The sequence below is a fragment of the Lachnoanaerobaculum umeaense genome, from assembly GCF_003589745.1.
GTDB classification, from domain to species: Bacteria; Bacillota; Clostridia; order Lachnospirales; family Lachnospiraceae; genus Lachnoanaerobaculum; species Lachnoanaerobaculum umeaense.
The window spans coordinates 1,310,474-1,336,039 of record NZ_CP032364.1 but is presented as its reverse complement, the minus strand read 5'-3'; the positions used below and the strand labels follow the sequence as shown (position 1 = coordinate 1,336,039).

Below are 25,566 nucleotides of genomic sequence, written 5' to 3'. Positions count from 1 at the left end.
ACCTCTCCAACAAAATTATTTGGTTTAATTTTTGCGTGTTTTAATATTTTTTTACACGATAAAACCGGTATAATTTTAGCATATTGTTTATAAATAAGCAATTTTTATTAAGAGTAAATCTTATAGCTTTAAATATAAAAGTAGCTTCCTAAAAATCATGGATTTAACATTTTGTTTGAACAGATCCTTACCAATTATGGTATTCCCTATAAGTTTATTACTGATAAACGAAATGTATTTAATTACAAGAAAAAAGGTGCCTTATCTGACGACAAAGACACCTATACACAGTTTGCATACGCCTGTAAGCAACTTGGCACACAGCTTGAATCAAGCAGCGTACCACAGGCTAAAGGACGTATAGAACGATTGAATCAGACTTTACAGTCACGCCTGCCTATTGAGTTTAGACTCGCAGGCGTAACCGATATCCATAAAGCCAATGAATTCATTTACCACTACATAAAAGAATTCAATGAGAAGTTCGCACTTCCACTTTATAGTATCAAATCTGTCTTTGAAACGCAACCATCTAAAGAAAAAATAAATCTTACTTTGGCGGTTTTAACTGAGAGAACTGTTGATGCCGGACATGCGATTCAATTCGAGAAGAAATTTTATAAGATGATAGATCACAAAGGAGTGCAGACCCATTATCGAAAGGGTACCAAGGTTATGCTTATCAAGGCATTTGATAGGTCTATGTTTGCGTGCGTAAATGACAAGGACATTTATGCATTGGAAGAAATACCGGCTCATGAACACAAATCTAAGGACTTGGACGCTGACTACAAACAGCCAAAGCCTAGAAAGCCTTATATATCGCCTATTAACCATCCTTGGAGATTGGATGCCTTTAATAAATTCGCACACTCACAGCCACACAGAATTGAAGAAGACATAAAAAGTGCATAATAAAAGCCCCTTTGTGGGGGCTTATAAATTAATTATTTTGGGACATAATCATTTATGCTTGACAGTGTTTTTACTTGACAGCTTGAAAAAATTCGCTATACATAATTTTAAAATAAATAAATATCTTTTCTATGTCCAACATCAATAAGAATTAATACAAGTCTATTGTCTTGTATTTCAGCTAAAATTCGGTAATCACCAACACGATATCTCCATTGTCCGCTCCTGTTTGCGGACAGTGCCTTGCCATGTGCTCTGGGATTATCACAGTTCATTAGATTTTTATCAATCCAAGTTTTAAGTATTCTTTGAGCTTGTCTATCTAATTTTTTAAATGATTTGTCAAATTTATCTGTTGTACTTATCTCATAAATCATAAATCAAGTTCTTTCCATAGCTCACTGACTGGACGAGTTTTTAATGTACCTGATTGCTTCTCAGCCTCGTATTCTTCAAATGCCTTAAGGTCATATTCATCCTCAATACGCTCCAGCATAGTAATTCTGATTATTTCAGACAAGGACTTATCATTATGTTTTGCATATGATTTAAAAATATTCAATTCATTTTCAGGAACCCTCAAACTAATTACAGACATAATATCCTCCTTTCTTGTGTAATACGATTGTATTACTTTATTCATCTTTTGTCAAATATGTATTATTTAAAATATTTTTCCATTAAACTGATCCACTCTTCACTTCCAGGGCTGTAGCAAACAGAGCTTCCCAAAATAAATCCTTCTCCCGCAACTATTCCTAAGCAATATGGCGTAATCTGTAGTTCTATCTCGCTTCCGTCTTTTTTTGTAAGAATCAATAAATCCTCATAAGACGGTCTGCCCATATAAGATACTTCAGAGCTTTTTAAAACTTCAACTATTTCATTAACTGCATCAGGATCCTCTATGTTTATAATCTTGCTTTGCCCTTCTTGTGCATTTTTTCGAATCAATTTTACGGAAGAAATATCTGTAATCTCATCTAAAGAACGGATTTCATAAAAATATTTGATTTTATCATAAAGAGATTCATTAATATAGTCCATAAATGGCATAGCTTCACCATCATAGTCATATAAGCTTACACATTCACTGTTTATTTTTGAAGAATCAACTTTGCTCTTATCTTCTGTAATTGCAGTAAGTTCATCATATGAAATCGGTTTGTATGCATAAAAATCCTCCCCATGTTCCCATTTATACAACGATATATATGGTGTCTTAAAAGGCTTAAGGGCTCTTAATTGTTTTTCATGTAATTGACTGATATATTCCTTCCTGTTTTTATTCACTGCTTCATTAAATACCTCACCTAAGTTCATACCTGAGTATTTTGTATCATCTGATATATCCTCAAAATCTGAATATTGTTTAATACCCAAATATATATATTTCCCGTCTTTACTTTGATAAAAGGACAAAATCCCCGAAAAATCATATATTTTATCAAAACTATCCTCACTACCCATCTGATCATCAATCAATTTCCCCAGCTGAACATATCCGTTTTTTTCAACCATCAAATCTAAATCCATCAAAGGTGGTTTTTCAGCTTTAGATATCCCGATAATATATGCATATCCATTATCAGAAAACCGCCCCAAAAACTTATAGTCATCTTTTATAGGTTTTGTATAAAACTCTAAAAGAGAATCATCAATATCATTATATTTGATTTCAGGAGTTTCCTCCTCCATTATGCTTATTAAATCCCTTATTTCATTTATTTCCGTATCGGTAAGCTTATTTTCTGCAGCACTCTCTGAAACAGAACTTGTTTGTTTATCAATATTCGTATTTTCAATAGTTTCCGTAGATTTTAATTCCTGCCAATATATCCATTAATCTGTTCTACTATACCCGAATTTGACTCAAGTTTTCCTTGTATATGTAAATCAAGTCTTTCTTGTGCTTCAGGATGAATCTTTACATATTTTTTTAGCAGATCAGTATTTGTATGAATTCCAACAGAAAAAAAATTATTATATCCAAGCTCGGATGCACATTCCTTACAAATATACTTCAAACCCACTCTACCGGTAACCTCATAAAATTCCTTTTTATTATCTGTTATCTTTCCACATGTTAAACATTCCATGTTCTATTTCTTCTTAATTAAACTAACTTTAGAAATAACTCTAGAACAAATTATACTTTAACGTAATTAGTTCTTCTATATCCTACCCCATCAAATCAAAAAACGATATCTGATTGCTCTCAGGCAAATCGCCAAGTAGATTCAAATTATCAAGCAATTCACATGTACTCTTTCCTACCTTAGCTCTGGACATAAAGTCATCCTTTGAGATAAAAGGTCCTGCCTTGGTTGCATTGACTATAGATGTTGCAGCCGTTTCTCCCAGACCTTCAATGCTTGAAAGTGAAGGCATTATCTTACCGTCATCCATTATCTGAAATTTTGTGGGATGAACTTTAAAGAGATCAATTTTTGCAAATTCAAAGCCTCTGGCATACATCTCCTGAACTATTCTCATATCACGCAAAGTATCCGCATATTTAGCTGTAGTATCTGGATTTTTCTTGTACTGTGCAATATTAAACTCAAGTTTATCCTTACCCATGCACATCAAAGAATAGTTAAAACCTGTCGCTCTTATAGTAAAATACGCTGTATAATATGCCAGTGGATAAAATATCTTACAATATGCAATTCTCCATGCCATCATAACATAGGCTGCAGCATGTGCTTTGGGGAACATATACTTTATCTTCTTACAAGACCAGATATACCAATCCGGCACACCATTCTCTTCCATATGTTTTTCCCATTCATCAGTAAGTCCTTTTCCCTTTCTGACACTCTCCATTATCTTAAAAGACTCACCCTCATCAAGGCCCTGCTCAATCAGATAAATCATAATATCATCTCTGGTACAGATGGCAGTTCTGATGGTGGCCTTGCCCTCCAGTATCAAAGTCTGTGCATTTCCAAGCCAAACATCAGTACCATGTGCCAGTCCTGCTATTCTCACCAAATCTGAGAGTCCCTGTGGTTTTGTATCTATTAACATTTGCATAGCAAAGTCAGTACCAAACTCCGGTACACCTAAAGCACCTAATGGGCAGTCAAGTATATCTTTTGGTTCAACACCAAGTGCAGATGTATTTTGGAATAAACTCATAGTTTCCTTAGAATCCAAAGGTATATCCTTTACCGGGTCAATGCCTGTAAGATCTTGAAGCATTCTAATCATAGTTGGATCCTGATGTCCCAGAATATCAAGCTTCAAAAGATTATGATCAATAGCGTGATAATCAAAATGTGTTGTAATAGTCTTTGTAGTCATATCATTTGCCGGTCTTTGCACAGGTGTAAAGGTATAGATCTCCTCACCATGTGGTAATACTATGATACCTCCGGGATGTTGTCCTGTGGTTCTTCTTACACCTTCACAACCTACAGCCAGTCTGTTTATCTCACATTTTCTCTTATCCTCATTTTTATCATCAAAATAATGCTTTACATAACCATAGGCGGTCTTATTAGCTAAAGTACCTACTGTGCCTGCTCTATAAGTATATCCCTTACCAAATATCACCTCGGTATATTCATGAGCATTTGGCTGATATTCTCCCGAAAAGTTCAAGTCAATATCCGGCTCTTTATCCCCCTTAAATCCGAGGAATGTCTCAAATGGTATATCAAAACCGTCCTTTTTTAACTTCCTTCCACATTTTGGACAAATCTTATCCGGCATATCGCAGCCTGCCATTCCGGCAAAAGCTTTGACCTCCGGTGAATCAAAGTCCACATATTTACAATCACAATAATAATGTGCAGGTAATGGATTTACCTCTGTTATACCAGATGTATATGCGGCAAATGAAGAACCTACAGAACCTCTTGAACCTACAAGGTAACCATCTTCATTGCTCTTTTCCACCAGCTTTTTCGCTATGATATACATAACCGCAAAACCATTTGAAATAATAGAGTTAAGTTCTTTTTTCAATCTGTCTTCGACTATTTTCGGCAACACTTCTCCATATTGCTCATGTGCTTTTTTATAGCAGGCATTTGTGAGGTCCTCATCTGAATTTTCTATCACAGGTGGGCATTTATCCGGTCTTACCGGTGATATTACCTCCACCATATCTGCAATCATTCTGGTATTTGTCACAACCACTTCATAAGCTTTTTCACTACCAAGATAATCAAACTCATCAAGCATTTCTCTTGTGGTACGAAGATATAGTGGTGGCTGTGTATCTGCATCTTTATATCCTTTTCCATAAAATATAATTCTTCTATATATCTCATCTTCAGGATTTAAAAAATGCACATCACAGGTAGCAACCACCGGCTTCTCATAGACATTTCCAAGCTCTACAATCCTTTTGTTGATGTCTTGAAGGTCCTCAATTGAATTAATATCGTTTTGCTCTTCTTCTAAAAGGAACATATTGTTACCTATAGGCTGAATTTCAAGATAATCATAAAATGATACAATTCTATCAATTTCATCATCTGTAGCATCATCTAAAATAGCCTTATAAACCTCTCCCTGTTCACAGGCACTTCCTATAATAAGCCCTTCTCTCATCTTTGCAAGAATAGACTTAGGTATTCTAGGTCTTTTATTAAAGAAATCTATATGAGAGAGAGAAATCAACTTATACAGATTTATTCTGCCTATATCATTTTTGGCAAGAATAATGACATGGTTGTACTTTGTCTTCTTCACAATATCAGCATTTGTCTCTCCAAGTCTTGCAACATCAGATAAATTACTTAATCCCCTATCCTTAAGTCTTTTTATGAATTCAATCCATATTTGTGCTGTCGCCTCAGCATCATTTACTGCTCTATGATGACCTTCCAGAGATATATTCAATGCCTTGCATACTGTGTCAAGCTTAAACCTATTCAAATCAGGAAGAAGTAATCTAGCCATTGCTACAGTGTCTATTATGGACGGATTATATTCTCTATTTATCCTTCCGGCATTCTCTCGAATGAATCCTGTATCAAATCCGGCATTATGAGCAACTATAATATAGTCTTCACAAAAATCCAAAAACTTTGGCAGTATCTCTTCGATAACAGGAGCATTCATGACCATTGCATCACTTATATGTGTAAGTTCCTCTATCTTAAAAGGGATAGGTCTCTGTGGATTAACAAATGTAGAAAATCTGTCTACAATCTCTCCTTTTACCACTTTTACAGCACCAATTTCTGTAATTGCATCATTTTTTGCAGAGAAACCTGTGGTCTCTATATCAAATACTATAAAACCGTCATCTAAAGTCTTATCCATAGGATTTGTTACAAGTTCTTTTAAATCATCTACCAGGTAACCTTCAACACCATATATTATCTTCGGTGGATTTTTTACATGGCTTGCTTCAGTAAAGGCCTGTATATTTCCATGGTCTGTAATGGCAATCGCATCCATGCCCCAATTTTTAGCTTGATTTATTATATCTGAAGCTGAAGATACTCCATCAAAATCACTCATCTTAGTATGACAGTGCAGTTCAACTCTCTTTACCGGTTCATTGTCTGTTCTGATATTTTCTTCAAACTTCTCACATTTTTTAATACCCTTTATTGAAGATATAGTAAGCTCACTATCAAATTTATCAATCAATGCCATACCATTTATCTTAACATAATTGCCTTTTACAATATTTTCCTTAATTATATCCAGATTTTCATCACGCACAAACATCTTTACATAGATAGAATCGCTAAAGTCTGTGATTGCAAAAATATAAAGTGTTGATTTACTTTTTTCAAGATATCTGCTGTCAACTTCTATTATCTTACCTCTTACAGATACCTCTCCTATCTCTCCAATTAAATCTGAAAGTTTTATAAAATTGTCATCAAAGTCTCTTCCATAAAAAACATCCGGATTAGTTGGTTTTTGCTTTGTATATTTTGGAGTATATACTTTTTTATCATAGCCCTTATTTCCAAATTTCTTCTTTTCTTCATCTTTTTTAGAGTCAGACTTAGTTGAATCCTCGGTTGATTTTACAGCCTCATTATTTTCACCACTTTCCCAAGCTACATTAGAATTTCCCATAACAAAATCACTGTTATCCCTTTTCTTTGTAACCATTCTTTCGGCATATTCTATTTCTTGCACCTTCTCTTTTCTTGCAATAAACTTATGCCTTACTGTACAAAGTATTCCACATCTTTCATTAAAGATTTTTTCAAGCACTCTTACCAAATCATCTATAATGCTTTCATTTAAAATATTCTTTTCCACAGTCATATCCATATATGGTCCGTCAAAACTTATATTTGCATTATTCAATATGACATACTGTTGTATCTTATAATTTTTTATCTCAAGAAATATGCTCTCCTTATAGACTTCAAAAAGATTCTTGGCAGTATACTGACTTGATAATTTAAATTTTTCAAAAATCTTTATCTTAACATTCTTCCTTGGAAACATCTTATCTTTTATAAGTGCTTCCAGTTCAAATATTGTTTTTTTCTCTATTATCCTTTCAGCAATGATATTTATTCTTATCAAGCTCATATCATTGCTGGCACTTACTTTTTCGACAAAAACAAAGTTTAAAAGTTCGTCTATATGACGCGAACATTCTAAACTTTGAAAAACATCTTTGAATTTTTTTAACATTCTATGCCTCTTTTGATAATATATCCAATTCCTCTTTCAAGGCAGACAAAAGTTCATTTTCCGGCAACTTTTTCACCACCTTACCTTTTTTTATCAAAAGTCCTTCACCTATTCCGCCGGCAATACCTATATCAGCTTCCTTAGCCTCTCCCGGCCCATTTACAACACAGCCCATAACTGCTACTTTAATATTTAAATCATAGTTTTCAACTAATTTTTCTACTTCTGTAGCAAGCCCTATAAGATCTATATTTGTTCTGCCACAGGTAGGACAGGACACTACTTCTATACCACCTTTCCTCAATCCCAAATTACTTAAAATAAGTTTTGCAGCAAATATTTCTTCTATCGGATCTCCTGTTAATGATACTCTTATAGTATCACCTATACCTTGATACAATATAATACCAAGTCCAAGAGATGATTTTATCATTCCTCTTTTTACAGTACCGGATTCAGTAATACCTATATGAAGTGGATAATCACATTTTTGCGAAATCAGCTCATGTGCCTTTACACACATCATTACATCAGAGGATTTTATACTTATGACAAGATTGTTATAGTCCATATTCTCAATTATTTTTACCTTGTCAAATGCGGACTCTACAATACCCTCTGCAGTCACACCTCCATATTTTTCAATGAGATTTTTCTCCAAAGATCCTGAATTTACTCCAACTCTTATAGGAAGATTTCTCTCTTTGCAAGCATCTACTACAGCCTTTATTCTCTCACTGCTTCCTATATTTCCGGGATTAATCCTTATCTTATCACAACCTGATTTTATAGCCTCAAGCGCCAGTCTGTAGTCAAAATGTATATCAGCTACAAGCGGTATATGAATTTGCTTTTTTATCTGTGATATTGCCAATGCCGCCTCAAAATTTGGTACCGCTACCCTTATTATATCGCAACCTGCTTCTTCCAATCTAAGTATCTGATCAACTGTGGCATTCACGTCCTCAGTCTTTGTATTACACATAGACTGTATAAGTATAGGCATATCTCCACCTATTTGTTTATCTCCAATTTGTACTAATCTTGTTTTCTTTCTCATTTTTACTCCCATGAAACAAATCACAGTATTCTTCTTATATCATTAAACATTACAAAAATCATCAGAAGTATCAAAAGTGCAAAACCTGCAAAATGAATATACCCCTCTATCCTTCTATTTAGAGGTCTCCTAAAAATAGCTTCCAGGAATAAAAATATCAATCTACCACCATCCAACGCCGGCAACGGCATCAGATTCATTACTCCAAGGTTTGCACTTAGAAGAAGTACCATCTGTGATAATGACAGCAACACAACAAAGATTCCATATGGCTTTGACTCATTTACAGTATTCCCTATCATAGATACAATACCTACAGGTCCACTAATTTCACTTGCATGTGCTCTTCCACTTATTAGATATACAAGTGAATCTATAGTCATAGAAATCGTATATTTCACCTCTAAAACAGAGTACTTTAAGATCTCTAACGGATTCTTAAGCTTTTCATAACCTGAACTCTGTATACCTATCATATACTGTGAATATTCTTCATTATATACAGGTGATATGGTTATTTGTTCTTTTTCATTTCCATTTCTTTTTATAGTAAGTGTTATGTCCTTTCCCTGATTTAGATAAAGATATGTGGATACATTTCTATAAAAATCAATGCCTTTACCATTTATCTTTTCTATTTCATCACCTACCATAAGACCTGAGGTTTCAGCCGGAAGACCTGAAACAAATCCGGTTATTACCGGTTTATCTACTCCTACATTTGCAACTATAAATATGGCAACCAAAAAAGCCAAAATAAAGTTAAAGATGGGTCCTGCAGCAATAGTTGCAATTCTTCCTAAAAGTGGTGCACTGTTAAAACTACCTGGAGCATCTTCATCCTCATCTTCTCCATACATGGCACAGGAACCACCAAGCGGTAGAAGTTTTAAAGAGTACTTAGTTTCCTTTCCCTTTATAGAGAATAGTCTGGGACCCATGCCTATTGAAAACTCTACTACTTTCACTCCTGATAGCTTGGCAAATAAAAAATGTCCAAACTCATGTATTAATACTATTATTCCAAAAATAATAAGCGCAATAACTATATTCAAATTTTTATCCTTTCTAGATAATCTTCGGTCCATTGTTTCAGATATAGAATATCCTCAAGAGATGGATTTTCTGTGAACTTATGATTTTCTACCGCCAAACCGATAAGATATGGTATGTCCACAAATCTGATCTTTTTGTTTAAGAATTTATCAACGGCCCATTCATTGGCTGCATTCAAAACAGTAGGTGCACTCCCTCCTTTCTTTCCTGCCAGTATAGCCAGCTTCAAACCCTCAAATACATCCAGATCCGGTTTTGAAAAATTTAATGTAGAGAGTACATTAAAGTCCACCCTATCATCTGAAATATATCTTCTTTCTGGATAAAAGATTGCATACGAAATAGGCAGTTTCATATCAGGAGTACCAAGCTGTGCAATAATACCATTGTCCTTGAATTCTACCATAGAATGAATTATAGACTCTTTTTGAATTACAACTTCTATATCATCAATATTCACATCAAATAAATGTGATGCCTCTATTATTTCTAACCCCTTATTTATCATTGTAGCAGAGTCGATGGTGATTTTTTTGCCCATACTCCAGTTAGGATGTTTTAGTGCATCTTCCAAAGTAACATTTTGTAACTCTTCCTTACTAAATCCTCTAAAAGGACCTCCGGAAGCAGTCAGCAAAATTTTCTTTATAGGATTATGCTTATCAAGACACTGGAAAATAGCACTGTGCTCTGAATCTACAGGATATATATTTATTCCCATATCCTTTGCAAGTGGCATTATAATATGGCCGGCACAGACAAGAGTTTCCTTATTTGCCAGTGCAATATCCTTTCCGGCTTTGATGGCTGCAATAGTCGGCTCAATGCCTATCATACCTACTACAGCAGTAACCACTATATCCGCAGCATCAGCAGTAGTAACTTTTATAAGACCTTCCATACCAAAATAGACCTTCACATCTAGGTCTTTAATTCTCTTAGAAAGAAGCTCTGCATCTGATTCTTCCCATATGGCAACTATTTGTGGTTTGAATTCTCTTATTTGTTTTTCCAATAAATCTATATTTTTATGTGCAGAAAGTGCTACCACATCCACATCTTGATTTAACCTTGCTATATCAAGTGTCTGTGTTCCAATAGATCCTGTAGATCCCAAAATAGATATTTTTTTCATTCGTTTATCCTAAAAAATATATTGCAAAAAATATAGCAGGTGCTGTAAAGATCATACTGTCAAATCTGTCAAGAATGCCTCCATGACCCGGTATTAATTTGCCATAGTCCTTTATATTATGATTTCTCTTAATAGCTGAAGCAAGTGCATCTCCTATCTGTGATATTACTGATCCGATAGCACAGGAAGCTGCACAGGTAAATACAGGTGAAAATGTACTTTTAAAATGTCCTGACAAAATATATCCCATTATTCCACCGATAATGGCCGCGCCCAACACTCCACCAATACTTCCTTCAACGGATTTCTTTGGACTTAATACAGGTGCAATCTTGTGCTTTCCAAAAAGAGAACCCACAGCATAAGCACAGGTATCAGAACCCCAACTTGAAATCAATATCAGCCATACTAGATACTTCCCATCTTCATATGTTCTTGTATTATAAACATATGAGAAAAGTATAGGAATATAAATAACTCCCATAAATATTGAAGAAATCTCTTCAGTCTTATATTTGGGGAATGTAAACACATATATTGCAAAAATAAGCATCAAGAAAGCTATTACAGAAAAGAATATATAATGGTTTAATTTGAAATAAATCAAACTATAATATATCAATGAATATACATATCCTAAGTATACAATAGTCTTCTTTTCCAAGTCCAACACTCTATAAAATTCAAATAATCCTATGGCAGAGATCAGTGTAGATAATAATATAAGTGGTAAATCACCTATATAAAAAGCTAAAATAGCTATTATCAACAGTGCTATTCCACTTATTAGTCTTGTAAAAAACATTAACGACCTCCAAATCTCCTCTGTCTTTTGCTATAGCTTTCAATCGCCTTTAAAAGTTCCTCTTTATCAAAATCCGGCCACAGAGTATCTGTAATATAAAACTCACTATAAGCTATCTGCCAAAGCAAAAAGTTTGAGACTCTAAGCTCTCCACTTGTGCGAATAAGTAGATCCGGATCAGGTAATCCTCTAGTATCCAAATATGAAGAAATAAGCTCCTCACTTATATCTTCTTTTGAAACAACTCCTGAAGCTACATCATCCACAATATGGTCTATAGCCCTTCTTATCTCATCTCTGCCACCATAGTTTATTGCAAAGGCAAATGTCATTCCTGTATTCTTAGAAGTAGCATCAACCAGCTTTTTTATTCCTTTTCTTATATCAGGCTCAAACCTGTTTTCATCCCCAATCATTACAGCTCTTACATTGTTTTTATTGGCAACATCAATAAGCTTCACCATATAAAATCTCAGTAATTTCATTAAAGCCCCTACTTCAAGGGCTGATCTTTTCCAATTCTCAGTAGAAAAAGCATACACTGTTAGAGACTCCACACCCAAACGCACACAATCCTCTACCGTTCTTTCAAGTGCCTCACAGCCTGCCTTATGTCCCATTGCTCTTGGTAAGTTTCTTTTTTCAGCCCATCTTCCATTGCCATCCAGTATTATGGCAATGCTCTTTGGTATAACTAAGTTTTCCAATTTGTACTCCATTCACTTTAAACTATAAAACAAAGAAGGTGGAGGCCCACCTTCTTAAACTCTAGAAACTATATTGTTTCTACTAATATGAAGTAGGCTAATTAAACTGTTAATATTTCCTTTGACTTGTCTTCAATAGCCTTATCTACTCTTTCAATAGCCTTATCTGTTATCTTTTGTATTTTATTTTCGCCATCTTTTAAATCATCTTCTGTAAATTCACCGGCCTTTTCAAGCTTTTTAACAGCATCTACAGCATCTCTTCTGATATTTCTGATAGCTACCTTACACGCCTCACCCTTTTTCTTTACATCCTTTACAAGCTCTTTTCTTCTCTCCTCTGTAAGCTCAGGGAATACAAGTCTAATACATGAACCGTCATTTGTAGGGTTAATACCTAGGTCAGACATATTGATTGCCTTTTCTATTTCCTTTAATAGTGACTTCTCCCAAGGTGAAATCTGTATAATTCTTGGTTCAGGAACTGAAATATTTCCAACCTGCTGAATAGGTGTAGGTGTTCCATAGTATTCTACTTTGATTCTATCAAGTACATGAGGGTTTGCTCTACCTGCTCTAATAGAAGCATATTCTTCAAGCAAAACTTCGATAGATTTATTCATCTTCTCTTCAAACTTTTTGATACTCTCTTGCATAAAATCTCCTTAAAATTATGTTTATTAAATGTATTACAGCTTACACTGTCACAATAGTTCCATTGATTTTGCCATCTAGGGCATTCTTTATTGAATCTTCTTCGTTTAAATCAAATACCGCAAGTGGCATCTTATGTTCGAGACACATTACAGAAGCTGTCAAATCCACTACTGCAAGTCTCTTATCAATTACCTCCTGCATAGTAAGTGTAGCGTATTTCTTTGCATCCGGATCAATCTTTGGATCTGCATTGTAGACACCGTCAATAGATTTTGCCAAAAGTATCATATCCGCATCCATCTCAATAGCTCTCAAAACAATACCTGTATCAGTAGAGAAATATGGATGTCCGGTACCTCCACCAAAGAATACAACCTTACCTTCAGCAAATCTTTCATTAACTCTATCTTTTGAAAAGAATTCCGCTATATCTCCACATGCAAATGCTGAGAATATTGCAGTATCTATTCCCTCAGAGCGAAATATCTCAGATACATATATACAATTCATGATAGTTGCAAGCATTCCAATCTGATCAGCCTTTGTTCTATCAATAGCCTCAGATGTTCTGCCTCTCCAGTAGTTACCTCCACCGATAACTATACCTATATTTGCTCCATTGGTAATGGCAGGTTTTAACTGATTTGCAATATCTCTTACCTTATCTTCATTGTAGCCACCCTTTGGACCTGCCAAAGCTTCACCACTTAGTTTTAACATTACTCTTTTATTTTGCATAGATTCTTCTATCCCTTTACTGAAATATCTTCGTTAAGTATACCATAGGGGAAATGCTTATACAATGTTAAAATTTGTGCTTCATTTTGTATTATTTCCACTCAAAACTTTTTGCCATAAGCTTGGCAGTCTCATTTACTGATTCATCATTATCAAAGTTTGACATATATATCATAACAAACTTCTTATCTCTTAGAATATAATATTGACGATCTATCTCATTTGAATCATTGAATTTAATATCAAAGATATACATTATATCTCCGGCATCTGTTGTTCCTGATGACCCATATACAACTGCATCTATACCTGATTGCTTCAACTGCATATTTAGCTGCCAGGTAGTAGACTCTGCAAATTTTTCACTTTCATCCAGATTATAATTTTGATGTCCCTTATTTATAGATATATTATTTGGTCTCACATCATTCTCATGACCTTTTACTACATAAAAATACTTACCATGGCCCGATTGTTCTTTAGCCTCTACCCAACCGTCCGGTATGATGAATGAACCAAACTTCTTTTTTATTCTTTCTCCACCTTCTTCTTTGGTGTCTTTTGATTTCTCATTTTTATGGCTTTCTACCTTTTTAGAATCTTCCATGGTGCCTGTTCGACTACCTCCACAAGCACTCAATGCTAATATTATGATTGGAATTAAAAATATTTTTTTCATTATAGTTCCTCCTTAAAATCTATGAATTTGATTCACCTATACATATGGTGAGGAAATAAATATCCTTTGCACCTGCCTTTTTCAAGGCAATAGCACATTTTTCAATTGTAATACCTGTAGTATATACATCATCTACAACTAATATATTTTTTATATTTTGAGGCAAAGATTTTGCTAAAAATGCATTATCCAGATTATGAAGTCTCTCATCTCTATTTAACCCTTTTTGGTCTCTTGTATTTTTTATTCTAAAAAGATAATCTGAAGTCTGTGGGATATCCAAATACTTTGATAAATGCTTTGCCAAAATCTCAGATTGATTAAATCCTCGCCTTCTCATCCTTACTTTATGAAGTGGTACAGGTATAATACAGTCAATATTAGCATTTTCAATTAGCTTTTTATATCTTATAGCTAAAAGTTTTGCAAATCCCTCTATATACTCTCTCTTATTGTTATACTTTATATTTAAAATGATATGCCTCATTTCATCAGTATAATTACAAAGTCCCCTACCTGCTATAAACTCCCTATCCAAGTTACAATCGTAACAATAAGCATCATCTTCAGATATTATCTCTTTACCACATTTAATACAGTATGGATTCTTGACAAAAGGAAGCTTCTTTATGCAAGACTTACAAATTAAATGCCCCTTTTCTCTTACAATTTCTTCGCATACCGGACATTTTCTGGGATATATAATATCAATTAATTTATCAAATATATTTTAGTCCTCCTTAGAAAGCATCACGAGTTCAAGTATTCTTGACTTTAATCCCGTATACCTTGCCATTTCACTTGTGTTTTGTACCATATTAAAGAAAACCTCAGGTATGCCAACTAATACAACGCATCTCTTTGCTCTTGTAATAGCAGTATATATAAGGTTTCTATTCATAAGCATAGACGGTCCCTTATATATAGGTATAATAACAGCCGGATACTCACTTCCTTGTGACTTATGTACTGTAATAGCATATGCAAGTTCTATTTCATTGAACTCTGAAAATTCATAGTTGGATACTCTTCCATCATCAAAACAAATTGTAAAACTTTCTGAAAATGTATCAATTTCTTTTATTATACCTATATCCCCATTGTATACTCCAAGTCCTTTATCTACCGGTAAATGCTTTTCATTATATATAAACCACTCCTTTTGATAATTATTTTTTATCTGCATTACCTTATCACCTTCTCTAAAGACAGTGGCATCATACTCTTTTTCCTTCTTTTGACTACTTACAGGATTCAGACGATTTTGTAAAAATAAGTTTAAAGCTTCCACTCCAAGCGGCCCCTTCCTCATAGGTGTCATCACCTGTAACTCATTGGTTGTAGCATTTACATACGTCGGCAATTTATCCCTTATAAGAGAAATTATTGAATTCATAACATTATCAGGGTTATTCTGCTTAATAAATATAAAATCATTACTTTTTTTAGAAAGGTCAATCTCTTCATCAGTCATTATCTTATGTGCATTTACAACAATATCACTTCTAACAGACTGTCTATATATCTTATTTAATCGAACTATATTAAAGCATTCAGATTCTATTAAATCCTTTAACACTGTACCTGGACCTACACTAGGAAGCTGATTGATATCTCCTACCAAAATTAGTCTGGTTCCTATGGCTACAGCTTTTAAAAGTGCATTCATAAGAAAAATATCCACCATGCTGACCTCATCTATAATAAGTACATCAGCTTCTATAGGGTTGTCTTCATTTCTCTCAAAATGATTGCCTATATTATTTGAATTTTCACTGACATTTGGAGTGATTTCTAAAAGTCTGTGAATAGTCTTCGCCTCATAGGATGTCGCTTCTGACATTCTCTTTGCAGCTCTACCTGTAGGTGCTGCCAGTGCAATACTCTCACCTTCACTCTTAAAGTATTTTATAATAGTATTTATAGTTGTAGTCTTTCCGGTTCCCGGACCTCCGGTAATGATTATAAGACCGCTGCTAATAGATTCTATAACTGCCTGCCTTTGCAGATTGTCAAGAACTATTCCTTCTTTTTCTTCTATTTTGAGTATTTTTTCTTCTATTTTGCCTATATCATACTTAGCTTTTATATTAATATCTATAAGCATCTTTGCAACAGCAAGTTCTGTATAATAGGACTGTACAAGATATATATTCATATCTTCACTTTTCTTTACAACTATTCTTCTTTCCATCTGCATTTCAGACAATAGAGAATCAAAGTCAAATATGTTTTCTCCAAACAGTTCCAAAAACTCTGATTTTAGTACCTTATCAGGCAAATATAGATGTCCGGATAACATTGCATTTGAAAGAATATATTCCACACCGGCAATAGCACGAAATTTTGAATCAGCAGTAATTCCAACTTTTTTTGCGATATCATCTGCTATTTTAAAACCTATACCGTCAATATCATCTGCCAATTTATACGGATTAGTCTCTATAATGCTATATATTTTACTTCCATACTCCATATATATCTTTGCAGACAATTTCATACTAATACCAAATTTTTGTAAAAAAATCATTGCATCTCGCATAGATTTTTTTTCTCGAATCTGTTCACTTATAGATTTAGCCAGTTTTGCACTAACTCCCTTGACCTCAGCAAGTCTTTCCGGCTCTTCTTCCATTACTCTAAGTGTATCCATCTTGAATTTTTTTATAATTCTTTTTGCCAGTGCTTCGCCTACACCTTTTATTGCGGAAGAAGCCAGATACTTTTGAATACTGTCAAGTTCTCTTGGTTCAATAATTTCATATTCATCAACAAAAAGCTGCTCTCCATATGTTGGATGCAGCTTCATATTTCCATTTGCTTTTATAAATTCGCCTTCAGCAATATAGTTGAAGGTACCGACAAGAACATATTCATCATCATCGGCCTCTATGCTAAGTACAGTATAGCCATTACTTTCATTTCTATAAATGATTTTTTCTATATAGCCCGATACTGTTGACATACTATTTTTTTATTTCCCCTCTAACTCCTTCTATAAACCTACCTGTACCTATGGCAACAGCAGTCAAAGGATCATCTGCTATAACAGTGTTTATACCTGTTTTCTCTTCGATAAGTGCATCAAGTCCTGAAAGCAATGCACCACCTCCGGTAAGTACAATACCTCTATCATATACATCAGCTGCAAGCTCAGGTGGAGTTCTCTCCAAAACATTATGAACTGAATCTACAATCTGCATTGCCGGCTCTCTTAGAGCTTCTAGCGTTTCATCTGAGTTTACTTCTATTGTCTTTGGCAAACCTGTTACAAGGTTTCTACCCTTTACTTCCATAGTAAGTATCTCAGGTCTTCTATATGCAGCACCAATATTTATTTTGATTTCTTCAGCTGTTCTCTCACCAATCAAAAGATTATGCTTCTTTCTCATATATCTGACAATAGCCTCATCAAAATCATCGCCGGCTACCTTTATTGATGTACTTACTACAGTACCACCAAGTGAAATAACCGCAATATCTGCTGTACCTCCACCGATATCAACAATCATATTTCCTACAGCCTTCTCAATGGTGATTCCTGCACCTATTGCCGCAGCTACAGGCTCTTCAATAATCTTCACTTCTCTAGCACCGGCTGAATATGTTGCATCCTCTACTGCCTTTTTCTCTACCTCAGTAGCACCTGATGGAATACATACTGCAATTCTTGGCTTTCTAAAAGTTCTCTTGCCTACAGCCTTATCTATAAAATACTTCAGCATTTTTTCCGTTATTGTATAATCTGATATAACACCCTGGCGAAGTGGTCTTACCGCTACTATATTACCGGGTGTTCTTCCAATCATAAGTCTTGCTTCTTCACCGATTGCCTTTATTTTTCCATCTTCTCTATCTATAGCCACAACACTTGGCTCTTTTAAAACGACTCCTTTACCCTTTATATAAACCAAGATGCTTGCTGTTCCAAGATCTATTCCAATATCATTGGATTTAAACCCAAACATATTCTCCTCCAAACTACTTAATAAAAATTTTAATGTAACGCACTATTTTATATTCTACAACAAATAATCAATTTAGCCAATATCAATATTTAGAAATAATTTATAAAGAAAAAATATATTTCTATGTAAAACTACCTTTTAATATAAAATAGTCCAAACTTAGGAAGCTGAAACTTGAAAACCTATCGGCAATGTTCTATCTTTGTAATTACAATCCAAAACAGTTATATCAAGAAAGTCTTCCTTTTTGAGTATATATTCAATATTTTCATTTACTTCATCACAACCATAATTTCTAAGTGCAAAATTAAGAATAGCCTTTTCTATAATATTCCTACAAAATCTTCCATTACCATTGTCTATATTCCTTTTAGAGTACTCACACATTTCTCTAAGTTTGTCATTTGCTTTTGTATCTATTGAAAATTTCCTTTTACTTGCTTCAAGCTCACAAATATCCATCAACTCATCTACAGAAAAATCATCAAATTTTAATGTAAATGGTACTCGTGATCTTAGTCCTGGATTTCTAGAAAAGAATTTTTCCATTTCATTTGGATACCCGGCAAAAATCACTATAGTATCCTGTCTGTTATTTTCCATTTCTTGTACTATAACATTGATTGCTTCATCACCATACCCACCTCTTCCATATTCTAGGAGGGAGTATGCCTCATCAATAAATAGCACCCCGCCTTTGGCCTTATTAAATGCAGTTTTAACTTTTGGTCCTGTCTGCCCTACATATTGTGCTATAAGATCTGCTCTTCCAACTTCAATTAGATTTTCGTTATTGATAATACCAATTTCACTCAATACGCCAGCCATAATTCTTGCTACTGTGGTTTTTGCAGTACCCGGATTTCCAATAAACTCCATATTTAATGTTATAGGATCTAATTGTTCTCCTTTTTCCTGCATTATTTTCCTCATTTTTGCAAATGCTAAGATTCTTCTTGCCTGCTCTTTAGCTGATTTTATACCTATCAAATTCTGTAGTTGCTCCATATAGTTGAGTTTTTGAATTTGTGGAATATCTTCTACAATATTTTCAGATTCAAGATATAACTCATATTCCTTCCCAAAATCATCATCTAGTTGTATACAGAACTTATCTGATAGCTTTTCTTTAATCTCTTCAAGCTGTTTCCTTCCCAAATTTTTAATACTAAGCAATTCTTCATCTCTCATTCCCATTAAGGTAGATATAGTATTTATTTTTGCCTTTTTCAATACATTATAGGAACGAACACCAAGATTCAGATTATCTATAGAGTCACTATCCTTGTTTTGTTCACTTTCAAGTACTTTTAATAGAACAATAATGTAATCTCTCATCTCCTCTTTTCCGATACCACTTGTTATTGTATCTTCATCTATTTCCTTTAAAATTGAATCTTGAAAAACCATAGTTATAACAGTTTTTAATTTCTTTGATATTTTTTGTGGAAAACTGAAAATAACAGATCCTACATTCTGATTATTTCCATCACATGCTTTCATCATTATTCTTATATTCCCTTGGGCATCTCTTATTTCCTCACACATTGTTTGAAAATATTCATTCTTGCAGATCTCATATATTGCTTGCTTTCTTCTCTCAGCATCATTTGAATACTTTAGAGTCTCCAGCTTATAATTAACTCTATTATCATATTGTGACTTATCTGATATAATATGTTTTTCAGGAACAACCTTTGCATAATCACTAAAGATCCAATCGAATTCTTCTATAGGCGTCTCTTTGTCTGAATCTAAATATATATAGTTCTTACAGGATTCTTCATCTTCCATTGTAACTTCCAGACCAAGAGTTTCGTCTGCTTTTAAATACATCGCATAAGACATAAATCTGTCACAAACATTATAAACCTCTCCATTAAATGCACCTGTATACACTATTGATGTTGCTGATAAATATTCCTTACGGATTTTATTTCTTTTACTCATTGCTATACCTCACTTTTATTATTTTAGTTTTATTAAAGTCGCAGTCTACATTAACTATTCCTTGGCATGCTCACTGTCTATCATCGCATACTTCTCCGGTCGGCCATTAATGTATCTGTGGATTTTATTTTCAAGGTACAAGTAAAAGCATAGCAAAAAGCCATTGCTTTTATGAAAATTGACGCACTACCCCCTTAGTAGTGCTATTTACAATTCTCATAAGCAATGGCTCTATATAATCCATTGATTTAACTCATTAATTTATTAAATTACTTTCACATGATACCACATGTAACTATAATTTGCAATAATATTTTTACTATGTTTTAGTATTAATATGATTTGCTCTTCCCTTATCTCTACTCTTATTGTATAATTTAGCAATTATACAAATTAGGAGATTTATTCATGGATTTTGAAAAGCTTATAATGTATCGCAATCAAAAAAATAGCTTTGCTAATTTACTAGGTATACGTATTACAAAGATTTCTGAAGGATATGCACAGGCAGAAATGAGCACAAGCCCGGAACTGCTCAATCCCATAGGTTCATTACATGGCGGATGCCTGTTTACTATAGCCGATATTGCAGGAGGTTCTGCAGCTTGCTCACATGGTGAATATGTTACCACTGTAGATGGTAGTATTCACTATCTTCGTGCAGGTATTAATACAAAGAAACTATATGCAACAGCCACAGAACTTAAAAGAGGAAAAAAGATTCTGGTCTACAACCTGTCCATCACCGATCAGGACGGTGTAGAACTTGCAGTTGGAATCTTCTCTTTTATGTCACTTGGAAAACCTATAGAATTATAATAAAATACCCGACAAAGTGATTTCGCTCTGTCGGGTATTTTATTAAACAAGAATGTGTAATTTTAGTGTAATTCTTATAAGCCCTTTTATTCACATAATTTTAAGCTAAAATGATATTTATAAAATAAAAAAGATATCAGGCTAAAATATCTTCTTAATTCAATATTTACCTTTTACCCCTTGCTCAAAAATCTTATGGCAGATTTTCTTGCCTTTTCTATTTTTTTAATATCGATATTTTCTACAGCAGATGCAGATATCCATTTCTTACCAAACAAAGTTTGAGCTGACTTTATCATAATACCACAAGTATATAAGTCTTTTTCTACATTTATAGCTTGAGCAAATACTGACTTTGTCTTTTCTCTAAGTATATCTTGATTCAACCCAAAAAATGACATTTGCATAAGGCTTGATGCAGCCCAAGCCCTACAAAGTGAATCTTCATCTGCAAGTATTTTATTTGTTAAAATATCAATATCATTTACTGAACCTATCCAGCCAAAAGCTATTATAATCTTATGACGAAGAGTATTATCATTAATTTCAAGTAAAGAAGCTAAAATCGGATTAAGCTTTTTGCAAAACTCAAAATAAAAATCCATATGCCTTAGTTTGGAAAGGATACCTGCTATAAGATATACTGTAAATACCTTTAATCTTTCATCTTCAATTCCATTAAGTCGGTCAAACAAAAACTCAAGCCCATCTCTTCCATGCCTGTCAAAGCTTCTATCTAGATATAAATCCTTATCTTCTTCCCATTCCTTACAAATAAGCTCATAATGATATGCCAACTCATTAGAAGCACCTAGTTCATCAATAAATTTTATCCTTTCACCATCAGGAAACTCATGCTCTGCCAGTTCATTATATAGCACTTCCAAATTTTCTTTACTTAACATAATAATTCCCTTACATAATTTAAATACAATTCAATATAACAAAAAACAAGACTAGTAGTGTTGCATATACAGAAAAATAAATCTTATTATTCCTCATTACTCCGGCTAATTTTCTATCTCCCTTATAAAGTAGACACACAAGCCATACCATTACTGCCATTACATTGACAACTATACTAATCATATGGGATGTGGAAGTATAAAAACACATCATTGTATATAGTGATGTAACAGATGCTATAAATGGCACAAGCAGTAAAAAAGAACCTGCACATTGTGCATTAAATTCCACAGCATATGGTGATGTGGAAGAAAACCACAAATATGAATACAGTCCTATCAGTACAAGACCAAACATAGGTGACATACTAATCTTTGCATTATAGCCGGAAAACCCATATATAAATGCAAACAATATTCCCATAGATGAAAAGAATACATTTACTATAATATGAATATTATTTGCAATAACGCTTAACCTACTCATTCTCAATGTATCCGGATTTTCTACTATATCATGAAACTCTTCCATTGGTTCTCTTGTAAATAATAGAAAACTGTTTACAAATACCAATATCAACACAAACAATAGAGCTATATTGGCCACTGTAGCAAAATGACTTGACCTCACAAAGCTATCAAAGTCATTTAATGTTTTTAGAAAACTATATAATGCCAAGACACATAATGCACCCGTAATATTACAAAATAATGAATATAATATATGACTCGTTCCCAGATCATATCTCCCACTGCCCTGTATTATTTTATCTATGTCACCATACTTGGCAATCATATATATATCTTTATAATTTAATTTTTCACTATTTTTATTTTTTTGATTGTAAATTAAAACTGCAATACCGCTGTCAACAATACCAAAAATAATAGTAGATATTGCAATAAATAATGCCAGACTGAAAAATACCGCCGGAGATAAATTATTCATCCACAGAAAAATATCTATTGCAGAAATATTATATATACTGAATATTATAGAAACAAAGGTTATACAAACAAAACATAAAAATACATAAGTCCAATTCTCTCTTATATTCTTTATATATTTATACATATATAGATTATTTGCCGCCGGACTAATTTCATTTGAAGTCTCCACATTCTCTTCTACAGCAATGTCCTCTTTGATTTCTACTACAGGTTCTTCTATAGATACATAATCTTCTTCATCTAATACTGTATTCTTTGGATCAGAGGGTAAATTACAATTTGCCAGTCCATACTTTAACATACGTAAAGAATATGATTTATAATCATCGTCAATCAGTCCATTACAATTTGGGAAAATTAAGTTTTCACGTTTGATAAAATCCTTTATACTTTGAAATCCAATATCCGGTTTTTTAGTTGTAAAACATTCTTCGTAAAATTTAGATTCACTATTTTCAAGTTCTCTATATCCTTTTCTCTTTCCACGTTTTACTTCACTAATTCTTGTTTCTGTAATATTTCCATGTCTAATACTATCTATCACTGTACACAATTTTGAATGTGGAATATGAAGTTCTTCGTTTATATATTTTATTATATCACTCTGACAAATCTTTCGTTTTGACATATCCTACACCTCTTTAACTCACACCAATATACATATTCTATATTATATGATCATTTGTTTTATATTAATTATATCTAAATACTATCGTAAGGTTTAGTCAAGAAAATGTCAATATATTTATCTTGCTATTTTATATTAAATGACCCAATTATCAATGGTATTCAATGAATACCATGTAGGTTTCTCCAAAAGATTATCTATGTGATACTATACTTTTAAATTTATACATGATAAAAACAAATTATAAATTATAGGAGGTATGGAGATGTTAAAAAAATTAAAGCTTGTATCAATATTTTTATGTGTGCTGCTTCTTAGTACTGCATGTACTGATAAATCCAAGCAAAGTGATGCAGACAAAAGTTCTTCTACAGTTCAGGAAAATAGTACTGACACTGCCATTGGATCAATAAAAAACACCTACTGGTTGTGTGAGGATGATTCTTTAGGGTGGGAAAGAACTGTTGAGTTATTCTTTAATGAGGATGGAAGCTTCCATTGCAGATCAATAGTACCTGAAGCTGAAGGTTATGAAGATTATTATGTACATGTGGATGCTGAATCTTGTACATGGAATCAAAATGCAGATATGGTAGAACTGGAGTTTCATAAAGTAAATCCCCATAAGAAAGAAGTATTTTATGCACAAATTTTGAATAAGGGTGATAAAATGAGATGTCCTGACATGTTCGAAGTCACTGATGACAATATTGTATTTGTAAAACAGGATAAAATGCCTAAGATTACCTCTATAGAAGAAGATTCACCTAAACTTGTAGGAGAATGGGAAGTAGTCTCTGTAGGAGGTCATATACCTAATACCCTAAACACAAATGATGGAAAAACTTTTGAATCTAGTATAAATATATATGAAATAAAGGATAAATTATATGCCGATTACCATATCATAAGACAGACTGATAATGGTAGAAATGATTTGGAACAAATAGGTCTTACATTAAACAATGAGGAATTATATACCGGAATTGCTAATGAGTTTTGGAGTGCAAATTTTGATGAACCGGTAGTGCCTGAGGGTGCAAGCACTAAGAAAAAGCTGAATATAAAACTTACTCTTGTGGATGATAATAAACTTATCCTTATAGAGAAGGATCAGGAAGATGAATATACAGATCCGACACCACTTATATATTTAAGAAAAGGGTCAAAAGAATATGATGATAGAGAAAATTATTTTTATCACAACATTATTACAGTATCAAATATAAATGAGCTTGCAGAAAGCTTAAAAAGTAATACAAAGATTATACTTAAAGAAGGAACATACAATTTTTCTGATTTGAATGAAGATGAAATCTCAGAATATGAAGAAACTAAAAAGGAAAATATTTTAATGTATACTGATCACTTAAGGCTGGAAGCTGAACCGGGTGCAAATGTAAATATTCTTATAAATTCTGCATCAGACAATGTACTTGAATTTTATGGTGGAAGCAATATAAGCTTAAAGGGATTGACTATAGGGCATAATGTTGAAAAGGGAAGTTGTACAGGCAATGTGCTTTATTTTTCAGATGTTGATGGAGTCAATATAGAAGATTGTAATCTTTTTGGCTGTGGTACTTATGGCATAAGCTCCTATCTAACATCAAATATGAATGTAATAAATACACAAATATACGAATGTACCTATGGTCTGCTTGAACTGGAATCTACTGACAATATATTATTCAAAAATTGTGTACTTCGTGACAGTCAAGGATTTGAACAGTTTATTATGAACTATTGTAATAATATAAAATTTGAGGACTGTAAAATTACCGGAAATAAAGTTGATTATGATAATGTATTTATAAGCAATACCGATTCACATGATATAGTATTTGAAAATTGCAGTTTCAAAGATAATACCTACAAAGAAAAAATTAATGATGGTATAGAATTTACTAACTGTACATTTGATGACAATAAATAATAAAATGTCGGGTAAAAACTACCCGGC

The 25,566-nt window shown here is 33.3% G+C and carries 21 protein-coding genes and 2 pseudogenes; 3 read left to right on the top strand and 20 right to left on the bottom strand.

The window, feature by feature from the left end; all coding sequences use genetic code 11:
* Positions 1-174: 174 nt before the first annotated feature.
* A pseudogene (locus D4A81_RS06065) lies at positions 175-915 on the top strand (ISNCY family transposase); the annotation flags it as partial.
* A 107-nt stretch (positions 916-1,022) separates the two neighbouring features.
* Here D4A81_RS06065 and D4A81_RS06060 read toward each other — a convergent pair.
* From D4A81_RS06060 to D4A81_RS05980, 18 genes and pseudogenes are all read right to left on the bottom strand, one after another.
* The gene (locus D4A81_RS06060; RefSeq protein ID WP_111525019.1) at positions 1,023-1,292 is read right to left on the bottom strand and encodes a type II toxin-antitoxin system RelE family toxin; all 270 of its coding nucleotides are present in this window, start codon (positions 1,290-1,292) and stop codon (positions 1,023-1,025) included.
* On the bottom strand, positions 1,289-1,513 hold the full coding sequence (relB, locus tag D4A81_RS06055) for a type II toxin-antitoxin system RelB family antitoxin (protein WP_111525018.1): 225 nt from the start codon (positions 1,511-1,513) through the stop codon (positions 1,289-1,291). Before relB ends, D4A81_RS06060 begins: the two co-directional genes overlap by 4 nt.
* 62 nt (positions 1,514-1,575) lie before the next feature.
* Positions 1,576-2,613: a hypothetical protein gene (locus tag D4A81_RS06050; RefSeq protein WP_242977677.1), complete on the bottom strand. Its 1,038-nt coding sequence runs from the start codon at positions 2,611-2,613 to the stop codon at positions 1,576-1,578.
* Positions 2,614-2,735: 122 nt separating this feature from the next.
* Entirely contained in the window at positions 2,736-3,014 is a 279-nt protein-coding gene (locus D4A81_RS06045; protein WP_111525017.1) for a hypothetical protein, read from the bottom strand.
* 82 nt (positions 3,015-3,096) lie between these two features.
* Positions 3,097-7,545 carry a PolC-type DNA polymerase III gene (locus D4A81_RS06040; protein WP_111525016.1) on the bottom strand — a complete coding sequence of 1,483 codons (4,449 nt, stop codon included), beginning with the start codon at positions 7,543-7,545 and terminating at the stop codon, positions 3,097-3,099.
* A gap of 1 nt (position 7,546) precedes the next feature.
* Positions 7,547-8,605: a flavodoxin-dependent (E)-4-hydroxy-3-methylbut-2-enyl-diphosphate synthase gene (gene ispG, locus D4A81_RS06035; protein ID WP_111525015.1), complete on the bottom strand. Its 1,059-nt coding sequence runs from the start codon at positions 8,603-8,605 to the stop codon at positions 7,547-7,549.
* Positions 8,606-8,625: 20 nt separating this feature from the next.
* On the bottom strand, positions 8,626-9,660 hold the full coding sequence (gene rseP / locus D4A81_RS06030; protein WP_111525014.1) for an RIP metalloprotease RseP: 1,035 nt from the start codon (positions 9,658-9,660) through the stop codon (positions 8,626-8,628).
* The gene (locus D4A81_RS06025; protein ID WP_111525013.1) at positions 9,657-10,796 is read right to left on the bottom strand and encodes a 1-deoxy-D-xylulose-5-phosphate reductoisomerase; all 1,140 of its coding nucleotides are present in this window, start codon (positions 10,794-10,796) and stop codon (positions 9,657-9,659) included. Before D4A81_RS06025 ends, rseP begins: the two co-directional genes overlap by 4 nt.
* 4 nt (positions 10,797-10,800) lie before the next feature.
* Positions 10,801-11,601 carry a phosphatidate cytidylyltransferase gene (locus D4A81_RS06020; protein ID WP_111525012.1) on the bottom strand — a complete coding sequence of 267 codons (801 nt, stop codon included), beginning with the start codon at positions 11,599-11,601 and terminating at the stop codon, positions 10,801-10,803.
* Positions 11,601-12,308 carry an isoprenyl transferase gene (locus D4A81_RS06015; RefSeq protein ID WP_111525022.1) on the bottom strand — a complete coding sequence of 236 codons (708 nt, stop codon included), beginning with the start codon at positions 12,306-12,308 and terminating at the stop codon, positions 11,601-11,603. The genes D4A81_RS06020 and D4A81_RS06015 overlap by 1 nt, the downstream gene beginning before the upstream one ends.
* Positions 12,309-12,409: 101 nt before the next feature.
* Positions 12,410-12,964, bottom strand: a complete 555-nt coding sequence (gene frr, locus D4A81_RS06010; protein WP_111525011.1) for a ribosome recycling factor — start codon at positions 12,962-12,964, stop codon at positions 12,410-12,412.
* 40 nt (positions 12,965-13,004) lie between these two features.
* Positions 13,005-13,703 carry a UMP kinase gene (gene pyrH / locus D4A81_RS06005; RefSeq protein WP_111525010.1) on the bottom strand — a complete coding sequence of 233 codons (699 nt, stop codon included), beginning with the start codon at positions 13,701-13,703 and terminating at the stop codon, positions 13,005-13,007.
* A gap of 91 nt (positions 13,704-13,794) precedes the next feature.
* Positions 13,795-14,382 carry a hypothetical protein gene (locus D4A81_RS06000; protein WP_242977675.1) on the bottom strand — a complete coding sequence of 196 codons (588 nt, stop codon included), beginning with the start codon at positions 14,380-14,382 and terminating at the stop codon, positions 13,795-13,797.
* A 19-nt stretch (positions 14,383-14,401) separates the two neighbouring features.
* Complete coding sequence (locus D4A81_RS05995; RefSeq protein ID WP_242977673.1) at positions 14,402-14,920, bottom strand: ComF family protein; 519 nt, start codon at positions 14,918-14,920, stop codon at positions 14,402-14,404.
* Positions 14,921-14,983: 63 nt separating this feature from the next.
* Positions 14,984-15,052 (bottom strand): annotated as a pseudogene (locus D4A81_RS13815) (ComF family protein); the annotation flags it as partial.
* 60 nt (positions 15,053-15,112) lie between these two features.
* Complete coding sequence (gene recD2 / locus D4A81_RS05990) at positions 15,113-17,347, bottom strand: SF1B family DNA helicase RecD2 (protein WP_111525007.1); 2,235 nt, start codon at positions 17,345-17,347, stop codon at positions 15,113-15,115.
* 1 nt (position 17,348) lies between these two features.
* Complete coding sequence (gene mreB / locus D4A81_RS05985) at positions 17,349-18,350, bottom strand: rod shape-determining protein (protein WP_111525006.1); 1,002 nt, start codon at positions 18,348-18,350, stop codon at positions 17,349-17,351.
* Positions 18,351-18,509: 159 nt separating this feature from the next.
* Positions 18,510-20,300 carry a DNA-directed RNA polymerase subunit alpha C-terminal domain-containing protein gene (locus tag D4A81_RS05980; RefSeq protein WP_111525005.1) on the bottom strand — a complete coding sequence of 597 codons (1,791 nt, stop codon included), beginning with the start codon at positions 20,298-20,300 and terminating at the stop codon, positions 18,510-18,512.
* 408 nt (positions 20,301-20,708) lie between these two features.
* On the opposite strand from D4A81_RS05980, the gene D4A81_RS05975 reads away from it, so the two are divergent.
* The gene (locus D4A81_RS05975) at positions 20,709-21,119 is read left to right on the top strand and encodes a PaaI family thioesterase (protein ID WP_111525004.1); all 411 of its coding nucleotides are present in this window, start codon (positions 20,709-20,711) and stop codon (positions 21,117-21,119) included.
* A 173-nt stretch (positions 21,120-21,292) separates the two neighbouring features.
* Here D4A81_RS05975 and D4A81_RS05970 read toward each other — a convergent pair whose 3' ends face one another.
* Both D4A81_RS05970 and D4A81_RS05965 read right to left on the bottom strand, forming a co-directional pair.
* Positions 21,293-22,024: a HEAT repeat domain-containing protein gene (locus tag D4A81_RS05970; protein ID WP_111525003.1), complete on the bottom strand. Its 732-nt coding sequence runs from the start codon at positions 22,022-22,024 to the stop codon at positions 21,293-21,295.
* A gap of 19 nt (positions 22,025-22,043) precedes the next feature.
* Complete coding sequence (locus D4A81_RS05965) at positions 22,044-23,603, bottom strand: hypothetical protein (protein ID WP_111525002.1); 1,560 nt, start codon at positions 23,601-23,603, stop codon at positions 22,044-22,046.
* Between the two features lie 265 nt (positions 23,604-23,868).
* Here D4A81_RS05965 and D4A81_RS05960 point away from each other — a divergent pair, with 265 nt between their 5' ends.
* Positions 23,869-25,539 carry a right-handed parallel beta-helix repeat-containing protein gene (locus tag D4A81_RS05960; protein WP_111525001.1) on the top strand — a complete coding sequence of 557 codons (1,671 nt, stop codon included), beginning with the start codon at positions 23,869-23,871 and terminating at the stop codon, positions 25,537-25,539.
* The last annotated feature ends 27 nt before the right edge of the window (positions 25,540-25,566 follow it).

Bases quoted from the DNA above. Each gene is read 5' to 3' on its own strand.
- D4A81_RS06060 (WP_111525019.1), bottom strand. From the start codon at position 1,292: ATGATTTATGAGATAAGTACAACAGATAAATTTGACAAATCATTTAAA.
- D4A81_RS06050 (WP_242977677.1), bottom strand. From the start codon at position 2,613: ATGGAGGAGGAAACTCCTGAAATCAAATATAATGATATTGATGATTCT.
- D4A81_RS05980 (WP_111525005.1), bottom strand. From the start codon at position 20,300: ATGAGTAAAAGAAATAAAATCCGTAAGGAATATTTATCAGCAACATCA.
- recD2 (WP_111525007.1), bottom strand. From the start codon at position 17,347: ATGTCAACAGTATCGGGCTATATAGAAAAAATCATTTATAGAAATGAA.
- D4A81_RS06040 (WP_111525016.1), bottom strand. From the start codon at position 7,545: ATGTTAAAAAAATTCAAAGATGTTTTTCAAAGTTTAGAATGTTCGCGT.
- D4A81_RS06020 (WP_111525012.1), bottom strand. From the start codon at position 11,601: ATGTTTTTTACAAGACTAATAAGTGGAATAGCACTGTTGATAATAGCT.
- D4A81_RS05975 (WP_111525004.1), top strand. From the start codon at position 20,709: ATGGATTTTGAAAAGCTTATAATGTATCGCAATCAAAAAAATAGCTTT.
- D4A81_RS06045 (WP_111525017.1), bottom strand. From the start codon at position 3,014: ATGGAATGTTTAACATGTGGAAAGATAACAGATAATAAAAAGGAATTT.
- mreB (WP_111525006.1), bottom strand. From the start codon at position 18,350: ATGTTTGGGTTTAAATCCAATGATATTGGAATAGATCTTGGAACAGCA.
- D4A81_RS05960 (WP_111525001.1), top strand. From the start codon at position 23,869: ATGTTAAAAAAATTAAAGCTTGTATCAATATTTTTATGTGTGCTGCTT.
- D4A81_RS05970 (WP_111525003.1), bottom strand. From the start codon at position 22,024: ATGTTAAGTAAAGAAAATTTGGAAGTGCTATATAATGAACTGGCAGAG.
- relB (WP_111525018.1), bottom strand. From the start codon at position 1,513: ATGTCTGTAATTAGTTTGAGGGTTCCTGAAAATGAATTGAATATTTTT.
- ispG (WP_111525015.1), bottom strand. From the start codon at position 8,605: ATGAGAAAGAAAACAAGATTAGTACAAATTGGAGATAAACAAATAGGT.
- D4A81_RS06000 (WP_242977675.1), bottom strand. From the start codon at position 14,382: ATGAAAAAAATATTTTTAATTCCAATCATAATATTAGCATTGAGTGCT.
- D4A81_RS05965 (WP_111525002.1), bottom strand. From the start codon at position 23,603: ATGTCAAAACGAAAGATTTGTCAGAGTGATATAATAAAATATATAAAC.
- pyrH (WP_111525010.1), bottom strand. From the start codon at position 13,703: ATGCAAAATAAAAGAGTAATGTTAAAACTAAGTGGTGAAGCTTTGGCA.
- D4A81_RS06025 (WP_111525013.1), bottom strand. From the start codon at position 10,796: ATGAAAAAAATATCTATTTTGGGATCTACAGGATCTATTGGAACACAG.
- frr (WP_111525011.1), bottom strand. From the start codon at position 12,964: ATGCAAGAGAGTATCAAAAAGTTTGAAGAGAAGATGAATAAATCTATC.